General features: G+C 64.7%; 15 protein-coding genes. 8 read left to right on the top strand and 7 right to left on the bottom strand.

Annotated features, from left to right (window positions below; all coding sequences use genetic code 11):
- Positions 1–156 (top strand): acyl-CoA dehydrogenase C-terminal domain-containing protein (locus AC1DN0_RS22430; RefSeq protein WP_477146018.1); only part of this gene is annotated, 156 nt, incomplete at its 5' end.
- A 64-nt stretch (positions 157–220) separates the two neighbouring features.
- Here the strand turns inward: AC1DN0_RS22430 and AC1DN0_RS22425 are convergent.
- Positions 221–1,525 (bottom strand): D-amino acid dehydrogenase, encoded by a 1,305-nt coding sequence (locus AC1DN0_RS22425; RefSeq protein ID WP_441634430.1) that lies wholly within the window; start codon positions 1,523–1,525, stop codon positions 221–223.
- A gap of 109 nt (positions 1,526–1,634) precedes the next feature.
- Here AC1DN0_RS22425 and AC1DN0_RS22420 point away from each other — a divergent pair, with 109 nt between their 5' ends.
- Positions 1,635–2,138, top strand: coding sequence for an Lrp/AsnC ligand binding domain-containing protein (locus AC1DN0_RS22420; RefSeq protein ID WP_441634428.1), 504 nt, complete (start codon positions 1,635–1,637; stop codon positions 2,136–2,138).
- Between the two features lie 18 nt (positions 2,139–2,156).
- Here AC1DN0_RS22420 and AC1DN0_RS22415 read toward each other — a convergent pair whose 3' ends face one another.
- The 5 genes from AC1DN0_RS22415 to AC1DN0_RS22395 all read right to left on the bottom strand — a co-directional run bounded on the left by AC1DN0_RS22415 (position 2,157) and on the right by AC1DN0_RS22395 (position 6,873).
- On the bottom strand, positions 2,157–3,239 hold the full coding sequence (locus AC1DN0_RS22415) for a PA0069 family radical SAM protein (RefSeq protein ID WP_441634426.1): 1,083 nt from the start codon (positions 3,237–3,239) through the stop codon (positions 2,157–2,159).
- A 216-nt stretch (positions 3,240–3,455) separates the two neighbouring features.
- The gene (locus AC1DN0_RS22410) at positions 3,456–4,376 is read right to left on the bottom strand and encodes a LysR family transcriptional regulator (RefSeq protein WP_441634424.1); all 921 of its coding nucleotides are present in this window, start codon (positions 4,374–4,376) and stop codon (positions 3,456–3,458) included.
- A 33-nt stretch (positions 4,377–4,409) separates the two neighbouring features.
- Positions 4,410–4,898 carry an NINE protein gene (locus AC1DN0_RS22405; RefSeq protein WP_441634422.1) on the bottom strand — a complete coding sequence of 163 codons (489 nt, stop codon included), beginning with the start codon at positions 4,896–4,898 and terminating at the stop codon, positions 4,410–4,412.
- 264 nt (positions 4,899–5,162) lie between these two features.
- A complete protein-coding gene (locus AC1DN0_RS22400; protein ID WP_441634420.1) occupies positions 5,163–5,567 on the bottom strand; it encodes a hypothetical protein in 405 nt (134 codons plus the stop codon).
- Positions 5,568–5,742: 175 nt separating this feature from the next.
- Entirely contained in the window at positions 5,743–6,873 is a 1,131-nt protein-coding gene (locus AC1DN0_RS22395; RefSeq protein ID WP_441634418.1) for a PQQ-dependent sugar dehydrogenase, read from the bottom strand.
- A 144-nt stretch (positions 6,874–7,017) separates the two neighbouring features.
- Between AC1DN0_RS22395 and rpsP the strand changes: the two genes are divergently transcribed.
- The 5 genes from rpsP to AC1DN0_RS22370 all read left to right on the top strand — a co-directional run bounded on the left by rpsP (position 7,018) and on the right by AC1DN0_RS22370 (position 10,186).
- Complete coding sequence (gene rpsP, locus AC1DN0_RS22390) at positions 7,018–7,272, top strand: 30S ribosomal protein S16 (protein WP_006158390.1); 255 nt, start codon at positions 7,018–7,020, stop codon at positions 7,270–7,272.
- A gap of 121 nt (positions 7,273–7,393) precedes the next feature.
- Complete coding sequence (gene rimM, locus AC1DN0_RS22385) at positions 7,394–8,023, top strand: ribosome maturation factor RimM (protein ID WP_441634432.1); 630 nt, start codon at positions 7,394–7,396, stop codon at positions 8,021–8,023.
- 61 nt (positions 8,024–8,084) lie between these two features.
- Positions 8,085–8,891 (top strand): tRNA (guanosine(37)-N1)-methyltransferase TrmD, encoded by an 807-nt coding sequence (gene trmD, locus AC1DN0_RS22380; protein WP_441634416.1) that lies wholly within the window; start codon positions 8,085–8,087, stop codon positions 8,889–8,891.
- A gap of 75 nt (positions 8,892–8,966) precedes the next feature.
- Positions 8,967–9,362, top strand: a complete 396-nt coding sequence (rplS, locus tag AC1DN0_RS22375) for a 50S ribosomal protein L19 (RefSeq protein ID WP_035859392.1) — start codon at positions 8,967–8,969, stop codon at positions 9,360–9,362.
- Positions 9,363–9,505: 143 nt separating this feature from the next.
- A complete protein-coding gene (locus tag AC1DN0_RS22370) occupies positions 9,506–10,186 on the top strand; it encodes an NUDIX hydrolase (protein ID WP_045238663.1) in 681 nt (226 codons plus the stop codon).
- A gap of 31 nt (positions 10,187–10,217) precedes the next feature.
- Here AC1DN0_RS22370 and AC1DN0_RS22365 read toward each other — a convergent pair whose 3' ends face one another.
- Positions 10,218–11,066: a sulfurtransferase gene (locus AC1DN0_RS22365; protein WP_035859395.1), complete on the bottom strand. Its 849-nt coding sequence runs from the start codon at positions 11,064–11,066 to the stop codon at positions 10,218–10,220.
- Between the two features lie 182 nt (positions 11,067–11,248).
- Here AC1DN0_RS22365 and dnaE point away from each other — a divergent pair, with 182 nt between their 5' ends.
- Complete coding sequence (gene dnaE, locus AC1DN0_RS22360; protein ID WP_441634412.1) at positions 11,249–14,761, top strand: DNA polymerase III subunit alpha; 3,513 nt, start codon at positions 11,249–11,251, stop codon at positions 14,759–14,761.
- Positions 14,762–14,807 lie beyond the last annotated feature (46 nt).

Raw genomic sequence — 14,807 nt, 5'->3', positions numbered from 1 at the left:
GATGCGAAGCGTGGCGAGGATCCTTCCTTCAGCGATGCCAAGATCGCGACCGCGCATTTCTTCGCGGAGCACATCCTGTCGCAGGCGTCGGCCTTGCGCGATGCCGTCGTGGCAGGCGCGGTGCCGGTCAATGCATTGAGCGAAGCGCAGTTCTGAGATCGCCCGGTAGCAGGCAAAAAAAGGGCGGCCCCGCGGGGCCGCCCTTTTCAGTTCTGGCGGATCAGGCCACCGCAGGACGGTGCGCGGCGCGAGTTCCCGGGCGCTTGAGATAACGCGCGACCGAGAGGTCGTCGGCGCGGATCGCCGGCGAAGTGCCGGACACCAGGTCCGACAACAACTTGCCCGAACCGCAGGCCATGGTCCAGCCCAGCGTGCCATGGCCGGTATTGAGCCAGAGACCCTTGAGCGGCGTGGGGCCGACGATGGGCGTGCCGTCCGGCGTCATCGGGCGCAAACCGGTCCAGAAGCTGGCGCGGCTGACGTCGCCGGCGCCGGGGAACAGGTCGGTCACCACGTGTTCCAGGGTGCGGCGTTTGGCCGGGTCGAGCGTGCGGTCGTAGCCGACGATCTGGGCCATGCCGCCGACGCGAATGCGATCGTCGAAGCGCGTGATCGCAACCTTGTAGGTTTCGTCGAGCACCGTGGAGACGGGGCTGCGGTCCGCATCGGTCATCGGCACCGTCAGGGAGAAGCCCTTGAGCGGATAGACCGGGAGGTTCGACAGGCCCGGCAGGAAGTTCTTCACGAACGGCGTCGACCAGCTGCCCAGGGCCACCACCACCAGGTCCGCGGTGACGGGCTCGCCGCCGATCATGGCGCCGGTGACGGCATCGCCCCGGGTCAGCAGGCCGTCGATGGAGCGGTTGTATTGAAACTTCACGCCCAGGCCTTCGGCCATCGCCGCCAGTTTCTGGGTGAACAGCTGGCAGTCGCCGGTTTCATCGTTGGGTAGCCGCAGGCCGCCGCTCAGCTTGTGGCTGACGGCGGCCAGGGCTGGTTCGCTGGCGGCGAGTTCTTCGCGCGATAGCAACTGGTAGGGCACGCCGGCTTGCTCCAGCACCGCAATGTCCTTGGCCGCGCCGTCGAGCTGCTCGTCGGTGCGGAAGATCTGCAGGGTGCCTTGCTGGCGGCCTTCGTAGGCGATGCCGGTATCGGCTCGCAGGGTGCGGATGCAGTCTCGGCTGTACTCGGCCAGCCGCACCATGCGTTCCTTGTTGACGGCATAGCGGTCGGCGGTACAGTTCATCAGCATTTGCCACATCCACTGCAGCTGGAACAGCGAGCCGTCCGGGCGAATGGTGAGCGGCGCGTGCTCCTGGAACATCCATTTGATGGCTTTGAGCGGCACGCCAGGCGCTGCCCACGGCGACGCGTAACCCGGCGAGATCTGGCCGGCATTGGCAAAACTGGTGCCAAGCGCGGGCGCGGCCTCGCGGTCGATCACGGTGACATCATGGCCGGCACGGGCCAGGTACCAGGCGCTGGTCACGCCAATTACGCCACTGCCAAGAACGAGAACGCGCATAGTCGGGGGCTCACAACCAAGAAATAGTGTGGATAGAGTATTTATCTCTATACTATTGAAATATGTGCAGTCATAGTTGTCGTAATTTTTAAGGAAACAGGAAGAACTAATGAGAACAAGTCGTCAGCCCGTGCGCAGCCTGGACCGGCTGGACCGCAAGATCCTGGCCTTGCTCCAGGCGGACGGCCGCATGTCGATGAAAGAGCTGGCGGAAGCGGTTGGCCTGACCATCACGCCGTGCATCGAGCGGGTCAAGCGCATGGAGCGCGACGGCGTCATCATGGGCTACTACGCCCGCCTGAATCCCGTGCTCCTTGGCAGTGGCCTGCTGGTGTTCGTGGAGATTTCGCTTGGCAACAAGTCGGGCAATATGTTCGAGCAGTTCCGCCGCGAGGTGTTGCGTATTCCCGAGGTGCTGGAGTGCCACCTTGTATCGGGCGATTTCGATTATCTGATCAAGGCCCGCATCCGCGAGATCGGCGAGTATCGCCGGCTGCTGGGCGACATCCTGCTGCAGTTGCCCGGCGCCGCGCAGTCCAAGAGCTACGTTGTGATGGAGGAGATCAAGGAGACGCTGGCGATCGCGGTCGACGAGAAGGCACCGCACGCCTGAGACCCTGCCGGCATCTGTCTAGAACAATGACATCTGTGGCGTTGCACCGGCCCTTGAGAAATGTTCGGTAGTCAGGGGATGGCGTTCGGCGTTTAGCCCATGGCGCTGGCAGGCYAGCTTGAAACGCTTGCGCAGCAGTTCGGCAAAAATGCCGGTACCTGTCATGCGCGTGCCGAAGTTGGAGTCGTAGGCCTGGCCGCCCCGCATCTGCGCGATCAGGCTACGGACATGCCGGGCGCGCAGCGGATGGTAGGTGGCCAGCCACTCGGAAAACAGATCCGCTACCTCGCGCGGCAGCCGCAGCAGGATATAGGCGGCTGTCTTCGCGCCAGCGTTGGCGCCCGCCTCCAGGATGGACTCCATTTCCGGGTCGGTCAGGCTTGGGATGACGGGCGCCACCATCACGCCCACGGGAATCCCGGCCTCACTCAGCGACGCGATGGCTGCGATGCGACGTGCCGGTGCGCTCGCCCGCGGTTCCAGCGTGCGGGCTATCTCATTGTTGAGCGATGTGACCGACATATGGACCCGGACCAGGTTCCTGGCCGCCATGCGCTGGAGGATGTCGATGTCGCGCGTGACAATCCCCGACTTGGTCGTGATGGCCACCGGATGGTTGAACCGTTCCAGCACTTCCAGTATGCCCCGTGTGATGCGGAGTTTGCGCTCGATGGGCTGGTAAGGGTCGGTATTGGCGCCCAGCGCGATGACCGATGGCGTGTAGCCGCGGCTGCCTAGTTCGGCCTGGAGCAGCTCRGCGGCGTTCTCCTTCGCGTACAGGCGGGTTTCGAAGTCGAGGCCCGGCGAAAGTCCCAGATAGGCATGGCTGGGTCTGGCATAACAGTAGATGCAACCGTGCTCGCATCCTCGGTAAGGATTGATGGAAGCATCAAAGGGCAGGTCCGGCGACTGGTTGCGCGAGACGATGCGTTTCGCCTTCTCCGTGAAAACAATGGTCTGGATCTGGGGTATCTCTGGCTCATCAAGGGCTCGTGACTCATCGTCGACCCGTTCGCGGGTCCATGCATCGAAGCGGCTGACGTTGTTCGAGCGCGCCGCCCGGCCTTTGAGCGGGCTGGAGGAGGGAGGTCGGGTCGTCACGTTGGCAGTCCTGCGGCTACGATTGATACTGTATAAATATACAGTGCCCAACAGCTCGCCGGCAAGGAGTAAAGGGTGGATGTCCCTGGAAGCGGAAGATTTGGAGAATCGCGCACGACGTGGTCTGTGCGGGACGGCGGCTCGGCAATGGGTATTCCTGCTGCAGCACTTTGCAAAAACAGCCAGGTGTGTCTTGCGGTGCGGGAGCCAGGCCAGTCAGGCAGGCGGTGCTGCCTCGGGGCGGTCCCAGTAGGGCGGGGAGCCGAAGCGCGCCGCAAAGAAATCGGTAAAGGCGCGGGTTTTTGCCGGCACCTGCCGGCGGCTCGGGTAGACCGCCCAGATCGATACCGACGGCAGCACCGGATAATCCGGCAGCACGTTGACTAGCGCGCCACTGCGCAGGTAGGGGCCGACATCCCAGGTGGATTTGAGCGCGAGCCCCATGCCAGCCAGGATCGCATCCCGGATGACCTCGCCGTTGTCCGTGCGGAGATTGCCGCTGACGGCAATCGCGGTCTTGCCCAGCGCCGTGTCGAACTGCCAGGAGGCCTGGTCGCCAAGCACGATGCAATTGTGGTTGCGCAGATCCTCCGGGTGCCGTGGCGTGCCATGGGCGGCAAGGTAGGCGGGCGAGGCGCAAATGGCGCGATGGCTCGGGGCAAGCGGGCGGGCCACCAGCGATGAGTCGGGCAGGGCACCCATGCGCAGCGCCACGTCTACCCCGGCCTCCACTAGGCCGATCACCTGATCCGTCAGCCGCAGGTCCAGCGTCAGGCCGGGGTAGGCGGCAAGGAAGGCTGGGATGGCCGGAGAGACATGCTGGCGGCCGAAGGATGCGGGCACCGTGACGCGCAGTATTCCGTGTGGTGCTTCCGCCCCCCGGCCTACCGACTGCGCGGCCTGGTCGGCCGTGTCGAGCAATTGCCCGGCATGCTCAAGAAAGCGCTGTCCGTCTCCGGTCAGCGAAATGCGCCGCGTGGTCCGGTGCAGCAGCCGCGTGCCGAGCTTCTGTTCGAGTAGCGCCAGGCGGCTGCTGGCCGATGACGTGGACAGCCCGAGATCGCGCGCCGCCGCCGACAGGCTGCCCAGCGCCGCCGCGCGCACGAACACCGCGATATCCAGCAGGTCGAAGTGCATGGCGCCTGGGCCCCTGGGCCTTGGAACTGCTAATTACTGCGAAAGGGCGCGAGCGGCTTCGACCTGGGATTCGAAGAAGGTCTGGAAACTGATGGCCAGGCCGGCCATCAGCAGGCCGGTTCCGATCAGCAGCGACAGGATGACCAGGATCACGACCGGCCAGCCAGACCGGGTCGGCTTGCCATGGGGATTGAAGCGGGCATCCCATCTATCGTCCGGGCGCAGGCCGTACACGATGGCTGCCAGGAAGGCGCTGATCACCGATGTGCCACCGGCGATGGCAAAGGTCCAGTCCAAGGCCGGCGTGCCGGCGCCAGTCTGTATCGAAATGACGCCGATGACCCCGGCCAGGGCCGCCAGCAGGTGAGCCCATGCAAACTTGTCGCGCAAACCACCCAGGTAGAAGCGATGCAAGCCCAAACTGCCGAACAGGAAGGCAAGCGCGACCGTGAGCAGTTTGGACTTGCCCGGAAGCGGCTTGACGAGTGCGGTGGCGGCTGGAACTTGGGTAGCGGCAGGCATGAGGCGGCAACTAGGTTGATGGCCGGCCAGGGGGCGGCCGGCGCAAGATCAGATCAATGCCAGTCAAGCTGGCACCGGCGCTCATTGTACGCTGGCCTCAGGCGCGGGCGCGGGAAGGCCGGGAGCGATGCGCGTCGGACGGCGAAGCATTTGGGAGTTCCGTGCGCGGCACAGCCGGGAGGAGGGGGGTAGGGGAAAGGGAGGCGGATCCCGCCGTTTGGAGGGCAAACAGGCGGGGGAGGGAAATGCAGGTGTCAGGCGGACCTAACGGCCGCCGTCGCGTCCCCGCGCCTGCCAGCCGGGGCCGGTGCCGGGACCGCGCTGCTCGCCGCGCGCGTTGTCGCCTTGCGCGTTGCGATCGGGTGGGCGGCCGCGCTCGTCATCGCGCTCCTGGGGAGGCAAGGGGCGACCGTTAAGGCGGTCATCAGCGCGGGCTCGGGCTTCCATTCTTTCGATCTGGGCGCGCACATGGTCTTGCCGTTCGGCGCGTACGCTAGCCATCTCCCAGCCACCCTGGCCGCGCGCGTTACCATTGCCCGCGGTCCGGCCTTCGGGCCGGCTGTGTTGCCAAAACGCGACCTGCGCATGGCTGACAGCATTGAGGCCGAGCACTGAAACGGCCAACAGGATGCCAGCCACCGAGTCGCGCAGGAAGGTGCGGGGGAGCATGCGGAATCCCAGTATCCTGTCGCGCGGTGAGTTGTTCGAGATATGGGTTCATGGTACGCACGGGCCTTCGGGACGCATATGCAAAAGCCGTTACTGGTGTAACGGATTGTTTCGCCTCACCCGGTACGTTTCGCAGCTTGCCTGCGGGCAATGCGGGGAGTGGCGTTTCAACGCCTCACGGCGCGTAGCGGATACGGTAAATGGCGCCCGCCGTGTCGTCGCTGACAAGCAGCGAACCATCCGGGGCGACCAGGACATCGGCCGGCCTGCCCCAGGCTTTGCCGTCTTGCAGCCAGCCTTGCGCGAAGACTTCCTGGCGCACTGCCTGGCCACTCTCGTTCAGCACTACCCGGACAATGCGGTAGCCGACCTTCGTGCTACGGTTCCAGCTGCCGTGCTCGGCAATGAAAATATTGTTCCGGTATTCGGCGGGAAACTGTGAGCCGGTATAGAAGCGCATCCCGAGCGAGGCGACATGCGCGCCCAGCTTTGCGGCCGGCGGCTCGAACTCCGAGCAGTTGCGCTGCTTGCCGAACTCAGGGTCCGCGACGCTGCCGGCGTGGCAGTATGGATAGCCAAAATGCTGGCCGGCACGGGTCAGGCGGTTGAGTTCGTCGTCTGGCACGTCGTCTCCCAGTTGATCGCGCCCATTGTCCGTGAACCACAGCTGGCGCGTGACCGGGTGCCAGTCAAAGCCCACCGAATTGCGCACGCCCCTGGCTACTACCTGCAGGTCGGACCCGTCGGGCTTCATCTTCATGATATTGGCGTAGCGGTTTTCATCAGGCTTGCAGATATTGCAGGGTGCGCCAACCGGGACATAAAGATAGCCATCCGGACCAAAGGCGATGAACTTCCAGCCGTGGTGGGTTTCGGAAGGGAAGCGATCGCTCACCACGATCGGTTTTGGCGGGGTGTCGAGCCGGGCTTCGATGTCATCGAGCCGGACGATGCGCGAGACCGAGGACGCATAAAGGGCCCCGTCGCGGAAGGCCACGCCTACCGGCATGGTCAGGCCGGTGGCGATTGTCCTTGCCCTCGGGTCAGGCGCCAGCGCGTTGCTGATTGCATAGACCTTGCCCTGGCCAAGGCTACCGATAAAGAGGGTGCCAGCCGGTGACATGGTCATGCCCCGTGCTTCCGGCACATCCTGGCTCAGCACGTCGATGCGGAACCCCGGCGGCAGCTGGATCTGCTCCAGCGGCAGGGCCGTGCCCGCGCTTGCATTGGGGCTGAACCAGGCCGCCGCGGCGAAAGTGGCTGCAAGCAGGGCGCGGAAGGCGCGAATGTGAAGGTAGGAACGCACGGCAAGATCTCCTGTCGGGGTTTTCGCCACGATGCCTGTCGCCAGGTGTCGAGTCAATCGCTCTAAGTGTTTGTTTGGGCTCGGGATTTGGTCTATACTCTTGCGTTTCGTGTTCGAACATCAAGTTTTCTGAGGAATCAAACCATGGTCGTAATCCGTCTGGCTCGCGGTGGCAGCAAGAAGCGCCCCTTCTTCAATATCGTCGCTGCTGACTCGCGTAATCGTCGCGATGGCCGTTTCATCGAGCGTATTGGTTTCTACAATCCCCTGGCTTCGGCAAGCGAAGAAGGCCTGCGTCTGGTGCAAGACCGCCTGACGTACTGGACCGGCGTTGGCGCCCAGCTGTCGCCGACGGTTGCCCGTCTGGTCAAGCAGAACGCCGCCAAGGCTGTGGCCTGATTGTTGTGACGCGCGTTTCGCGACGCGTGGCAAACGACACGTGACAGAACGCAAGCAAGGCGTCCCGGCGCGGCGGCCGCTCAATGTGCCGCTCGAGCCCTCGGCCCGGCCCCAGGCCGGTGTGCAGGAAAAGGCGAGTTTCAAGCCGCAGGGCGTAGCTGGGTTTCCGGCTGCGCTGGCGTTTACCGATAAGCTGCCGGACGACCTGATCGAGGTCGGTTACATCAGCGCAGCTTATGGCATACGGGGCTGGATCAAGGTCCAGCCACACGCCGACGATGCGAGCGCGTTGTTGCATGCGCGCCGCTGGTGGCTGCTGAAAGCCCCGCCGACAGGCCTGGTGGGCGCGGCCGATGCCGTGGCATCGGAGGCATTGTGCGTGAAGGTCGTGCAATCCCGTGAGCATAGCGGTACCGTGGTGGCCCAGGCGAACGGCGTGTCCGACCGCAACCACTCGGAAGCGCTCAAGGGTCGCCGTGTCTGGATTCGTCGCGAGGATTTCCCCGCGCCGGATGAAAACGAATTTTACTGGGTCGATCTGATCGGCTGCGCCGTGTTCAATGAGCAGGGCGAGTCGCTGGGCGAAGTGTCCGGCCTGATCGACAACGGCGCGCACCAGATCCTGCAGGTAGCGCATACCTTGCCTGACGGCAAGGCAGGCGAGCGCCTGATCCCCTTTGTCGACGCATTCCTGCGCTCGGTCGATATTTCGGCCAGACGCGTGGTGGTCGACTGGGGCCTGGACTACTGAGCGGTCCGGCAACGGACGCTCGGCTGGCGGCGGCCGGGTGGGCAAGTATAGGGAGGGGCGGATGCAGTTCGATGTGATCACGCTATTTCCCGAGATGTTCCGTGCGCTGACCGACTGGGGTATCACCAGCCGGGCGGCCAAGCAGCAGCGTTATACGCTGCGCACCTGGAATCCGCGCGATTTCACCAGCGACAACTACCGTACGATCGATGATCGCCCGTACGGCGGCGGTCCTGGCATGGTAATGCTGGCCAAGCCACTGGAAGATGCGATCGGCGCGGCATGTTCGGCGCAACTGGCGGCGCAAGCCGCCACGGATGTGCCGGGCGAGCCGGTGAAGCCGCATGTGGTGCTGATGTCGCCGCAAGGCGCGCCCCTGACGCATCGGAAGGTGATGTCGCTGGCACAGCGTCCCGGCCTTGTGCTGCTTTGTGGCCGATACGAAGCCATCGACCAGCGATTGATCGAGCGGCGCGTGGATGAGGAAATCAGCCTCGGCGATTTCGTGCTGTCGGGCGGCGAGTTGCCGGCCATGGCCGTAATCGACGCGGTCGTCAGGCATTTGCCGGGCGTGCTGGGCGATGCCCAGTCGGCGGTTCAGGACAGCTTCGTCAATGGGCTGCTGGACTGTCCGCACTATACGCGGCCGGAAGAATACGAAGGTGTGCGGGTGCCCGAGATACTGCTCGGGGGCCATCATGCCGAGATCGAGAAGTGGCGGCGCCAGCAGGCGCTCGCGAATACTGCGAAGAAGCGCCCCGATCTGATCGAGGCAGCGCGCAGCCAAGGGTTGCTGAGCCGGGCCGACGAGAAATTCCTGTCGGCCTGGCTGGCGAAAGAAGGGCGGGAGTTCGCTCCCGCCAGGTGAAACCCCATCCTCTGCCGGGGCCCAGGCCATGCCTGGGGCATACAACGTCGGCATGATGGACAAGGAGAAAAAACGATGAACATCATCGAGCTGATCGAGAAAGACGAAATCGCGCGCCTGACCGCGAACAAGACCATCCCCGCATTCGCACCCGGCGACACCGTGATCGTCAGCGTGAACGTGGTGGAAGGTAGCCGCAAGCGCGTGCAGGCTTATGAGGGCGTGGTGATTGCCAAGCGCAATCGCGGCCTGAATTCGTCCTTCATCGTGCGCAAGATTTCGTCGGGTGAAGGCGTGGAACGTACGTTCCAGCTGTACTCGCCGCTGATCGCAGCGATCGAAGTGAAGCGCCGTGGCGACGTCCGCCGCGCCAAGCTGTACTACCTGCGTCAGCGTTCGGGCAAGTCCGCGCGGATCAAGGAAAAGCTGGCATACAAGTCGGCACCGGCCAAGGCTGCTGCTGCGGAGTAAGCCGCTGTCGCCACGATCGGTTCTGCCGGTCGTGGCTGCGCAAAAAGGGCACCTTCGGGTGCCCTTTTTGCGTCTGCGCACGGTATTTTTGCTGCGGTGCATGAAGAACGGCTTGGCCGGCTTCTGTCATACTCACAACGATTATGCGTCCTGCCTTCGATCCCGAATCCCTCCCCATCGTCGCAACCGATACCCGGCATCCGCCGCTTGCGGATGCGCGCCTGCAGCCCGAGTTCATCCGCCACCGGCTGCAGTCGCCGCCGGCGTGGGCGCCCGAGCTGACTGACGAATCGCGTGCCTACGATCGCAGCCTCAAGCTGCGCGACGCGGCCGTGCTGGTGCCTCTGGTTGAGCGGGGCGACGGGCTGACCGTGCTGCTGACCGAACGCAATGCCAACCTGAGTTCGCACGCCGGGCAGATCAGTTTCCCGGGCGGCCGGCACGAAGCCTTTGATATCGACCGTGTTGCCACGGCGTTGCGTGAAACCGAAGAAGAAGTTGGGTTGGTGCGCGACTATGTGGAGGTGCTGGGCGCTCTGCCCGACTACATCACGGGCACCGGTTTCCATGTCAGCCCGGTGGTGGGCCTGGTGCGCGACGGTTTCACGCTGCGCCCCGATGCGCGCGAGGTCGCCGATGTCTTCGAGGTTCCCCTGGGGTTCCTGATGGACCCTTCCCATCACCAGCAGCGTCTGTTCCGCTGGGTGGACGGCGAGCGCCTGTTCTACGCCATGCCCTTCCCGCGCGAAGACGGCGGCCACCGCTTTATCTGGGGCGCCACCGCCGGCATGCTTCGCAACCTCTACCATCTGCTGGCTGCCTGATTGCCATCGGGCAGCCGTACAGGGAGCGATCTCAGGCCGCGGCAGCCTGGTCTTGGCCGATGCAGTGCGGGCAGCTCTTGCCCACCACATAGTGCGGGCTTTGCTGCTCCTCGGCGGTGACCACGGCGCGGCAGGCGAAGCACTGCTTCGGTCCGGCGGGCTCCAGGCTCGGGTTGAGCGCGGTGCGGTAATCGAAGACGAAGCAGTCGCCCTGATAGTGGCTGCCGCCCACTTCCTCGAAATACTTCAGGATACCGCCTTCGAGCTGGTAGACGTGCTCGATGCCGGCCTCCTGCATGTGGATGGCGGCTTTCTCGCAGCGGATGCCACCGGTGCAGAACGACACGATGGTCTTGCCCTCGAACTCCGCCTTGTGTGCCGCGATGGCCGGCGGGAAGTCGCTGAACTTGGCAATGTCGTAGTCGACCGCCTGCTCGAAGGTGCCGACCGCGACCTCGAATGCATTGCGTGTATCGAGCATCACCACCGGGCGGCCGGCGTCGTCATGGCCCTGGTCCAGCCAGCGCTTGAGCTCCACGGGCCGTACCGCAGGCGCGCGCCCTGCCTCGGGGCGGATCAGCGGCATTTTCATGGTGATGATTTCCTTCTTCTCGCGCACCAGCATGCGCTTGAAGGGCTGGTTCTCCGACAGGCTCTCCTTGGGCGCGATGTCGGCAAAACGCGGGTCGGCGTGGAGCCATCCCAGGAAGCCGTCTATGGCTTCGCGCACGCCGGCCAGGAACAGGTTGATGCCTTCCGGCGCGAGCAGGATGGTGCCCTTGAGCCCGTGGGCTTCGCAGCGCGCGCGCATTTCCGGGCGCAAAGCCGGGATATCGTCCAGCGTGACGAATTTGTAAGCGGAGATGTTTACGATCTGCATAGGTGGCGCACGCCCGGCCCGCGCATTGTGACCGCGCGGTAACTGCCTGATTGGAAAGGCGAAATTATAGCGCCTTGAAGGCCTCGTGCTGGTCTTTTCCGAGCGGCCGGGTTGGTCTTGCCGTGCGGTCCGTGGCGCAAAGAAGGCGGGCGAGGACATGCCGAGCCGGTACAATTACGCCCATGTCTGCACCTCGCTTCGTTCATCTCCGTCTCCATTCCGAATACTCCGTCGTCGATGGCATCGTGCGTCTTGAGGACGCCGTCGAGGCCGCCGCCGCCGATGGCATGGGCGCGCTCGCCCTGACCGACCTGGCCAACGCCTTCGGCCTGATCCGCTTCTACAAGGAAGCGCGCGGCGGCGGCGTCAAGCCCGTGGTCGGCGCCGACGTCTGGCTGACCAACGCCGACGATCGCGACAAGCCCACGCGGCTGCTGCTGCTGGTCCAGGACCGGCGCGGCTACCTCAACCTGTGCGTGCTGCTGTCGCGCGCATGGCTGTCGAACCAGTACCGCGGCCGCGCCGAGATCGATCCGGCCTGGTTTGACGAGGCCGGTGAAGAGGGCCTGCCGTTGGCCACTGGCATGATTGCTCTTTCCGGGGCCATGGGCGGTGATATCGGCGTGGCGCTGGCCAATGGCAATGAGGCGGTAGCGGCACAAGCCGCGGCGCACTGGGCCAAGGTCTTCCCGCAGCGTTTCTACATTGAACTGCAGCGTGCCGGCCAGCCCGGCACCGATGCCTATGTGCAGCAGGCGGTGCAGTTGGCGGCCAAAATGCGCCTGCCGGTGGTGGCAACGCATCCGGTGCAGTTCATGACCGCCGACGACTTCACCGCGCACGAGGCCCGCACCTGCATCGCCGAAGGCGAACTGCTGGCCAATCCGCGCCGCACGCGGCGCTTCACCACCGACCAGTATTTCAAGTCCCAGGACGAGATGTGCGCGCTGTTCGCCGACATCCCGTCCGCGCTGGAAAACGCGGTACAGATCGCGCGCCGCTGCAACCTCACGCTGGAACTGGGCAAGCCGCGCCTGCCGCTGTTCCCCACGCCCGACGGCATGTCGCTCGACGACTACCTCGTGCACCTGGCCAAGGAAGGCCTGGAAAAGCGCATGGCGGTGCTGTTCCCCGACGAGGCTGTGCGCGAGGCCAAGCGCCCCGAGTACTACGCCCGGCTGGAGTTCGAGACCGGCACCATCATCAAGATGGGCTTCCCAGGCTACTTCCTGATCGTGGCGGACTTTATCAACTGGGCCAAGAACAATGGCGTGCCGGTAGGGCCGGGGCGCGGCTCCGGCGCTGGCTCGCTGGTGGCCTATGCGCTCGGCATCACCGACCTGGACCCGCTCAAATACGCGCTGCTGTTCGAACGTTTCCTGAACCCGGAACGGGTTTCGATGCCCGACTTCGACATCGACTTCTGCCAGCACGGCCGTGATCGGGTGATCACTTACGTGAAGGAGAAGTACGGACACGCAGCCGTCTCGCAGATCGCGACTTTCGGCACCATGGCCGCAAAGGCCGCGGTGCGTGACGTGGGCCGCGTGCTTGACCTGGGCTACGGTTTCGTCGACGGCATCGCCAAGCTGATTCCGTTCAAGCCGGGCAAGCTCGTCACCATCGAGGAAGCCAAGAAGGAAGAGCCGCTCCTGACCGAGCGCGAGAAGAACGAAGAGGAAGTGCGCCAGTTGCTGGAGCTGGCGCAGCGCGTGGAAGGCATGACGCGCAACGTCGGCATGCACGCCGGCGGCGTGCTGATCGCGCCAGGCAAGCTGACCGATTTTTGCCCGCTCTATACCCAGGGCGCGCAGAACGACGGCATGAGCGGCGTGGTCAGCCAGTACGACAAGGACGACGTGGAAGCGGCAGGCCTGGTCAAGTTCGACTTCTTGGGCCTGACCACGCTGACCATCCTGGACTGGGCCGAACGCTATATCCGCCGGCTCGATCCGACCAGGGCGGACTGGAACTGCAGCCACATTCCGCTCGACGATGGCCCCGCCTTCGACATCCTCAAGACGGCCAACACGGTAGCCGTGTTCCAGCTGGAAAGCCGCGGCATGCAGGGCATGCTGAAGGACGCCAAGCCCGACCGCTTCGAGGACATCATCGCGCTGGTGGCGCTCTACCGCCCGGGCCCGATGGACCTGATTCCCAGCTTCTGCGCGCGCAAGCACGGCCGCGAGAAGGTGGAGTACCCGGACCCGCGCGTCGAGCCGGTGCTCAAGGAGACCTACGGCATCATGGTCTACCAGGAGCAGGTGATGCAGATGGCGCAGATCATCGGCGGCTACTCGCTGGGCGGCGCCGACTTGCTGCGCCGCGCCATGGGTAAGAAGAAGGCCGAGGAAATGGCCCAGCACCGCGAGCTGTTCCGCGCGGGCGCGGCCAAGAACGGCCTGACCGCCGAGAAGGCCGACGACACCTTCGACCTGATGGAGAAATTCGCGGGCTACGGCTTCAACAAGTCGCACGCGGCCGCCTATGCGCTGCTGGCCTATTACACGGCCTGGCTCAAGGCGCACCATCCGGCCGAATTCATGGCAGCCAATATGTCGCTCGCCATGGACGACACCGACAAGGTCAAGATCCTGCACGAGGATTGCAAGCTCAACCACCTCAAGGTGCTGCCGCCCGACGTCAACGCCAGCGAATACCGCTTCGCGCCGACCGATGCCAAGACGATCCGCTACGGCCTGGGCGGCATCAAGGGCTCGGGGCAGGGCGCCATCGAAGACATCCTGCGCGCTCGCGAGGAAAAGCCCTTCACCGACCTGTTCGACTTCTGCGAGCGCGTCGACCGCCGCCAGGTCAACCGCCGCACCATCGAGGCGCTGATCCGCGCCGGCGCCTTCGACAGCCTCAATGACAATCGCGGCCAGCTGCTTGCCTCCGTGTCGCTCGCGATGGAGGCCGCCGAGCAGAAGGCTGAGTCGGCCAACCAGGTCTCGCTGTTCGACCTGATGGCCGACGCCGGTGAATCGCACCGTCCCGAACTGGTCGACGAGCCGCGCTGGGCGCCCAAGCGCACGCTGCAGGAAGAAAAGCAGGCCCTGGGGTATTACTTCTCGGGGCACCTGTTCGATGCCTATCGTGACGAAGTCGGCCGCTTCCTCAAAGGCACGCTGGCCGGGCTGGAGAAGGAAGTACAGGGCAATGGCGGCGGCTATGGCCGCGATGTGCGCGGCAAGGTGATCGCCGGTGTCATTACCGGCATGCGTACCCAGATGACGCAGCGCGGCAAGATGCTGATCGTCTTGCTCGACGACGGCACCGGGCAGGTCGAGATGACCGTGTTCAACGAATTGTTCGACGCCAACCGCCATATGTTCCGCGAGGACGAGATGGTGATCGTGCAAGGCAACGCCCGCCATGACACCTTTACCGGCGGCGTGCGTTTCACCGCCGAATCGGTGATGGACCTGGTGGCGGCGCGCGCCAAGTACGCCGAAGCGGTCGGCCTGGCTTTCAATGGCAATGCCTCTACCGAGCTGTTGCGCGAACTGCTCACGCCCTACCTGGCGACGGTGGCCAACAGCCCTGGCTTGCCGGTGCGCATCAGCTATGCCACCACCGGTGCCCGCTGCGAGGCGGAGCTGGGCCGGCAATGGCTGGTCACGCCGTCCGAGGATGCGCTCGCGAGCTTCCGCTCGGCCTTGTCGGGCGAGAACGTTCGCATGCTGTACGGCTGACCCGGGCTGCCGGCAGGGCGGCAACGGCATTGCGCCGCCCTGATCG

The sequence above is a fragment of the Cupriavidus sp. 05N39 genome (assembly GCF_056397325.1).
This window is presented reverse-complemented; position numbering and strand designations above follow the sequence as displayed.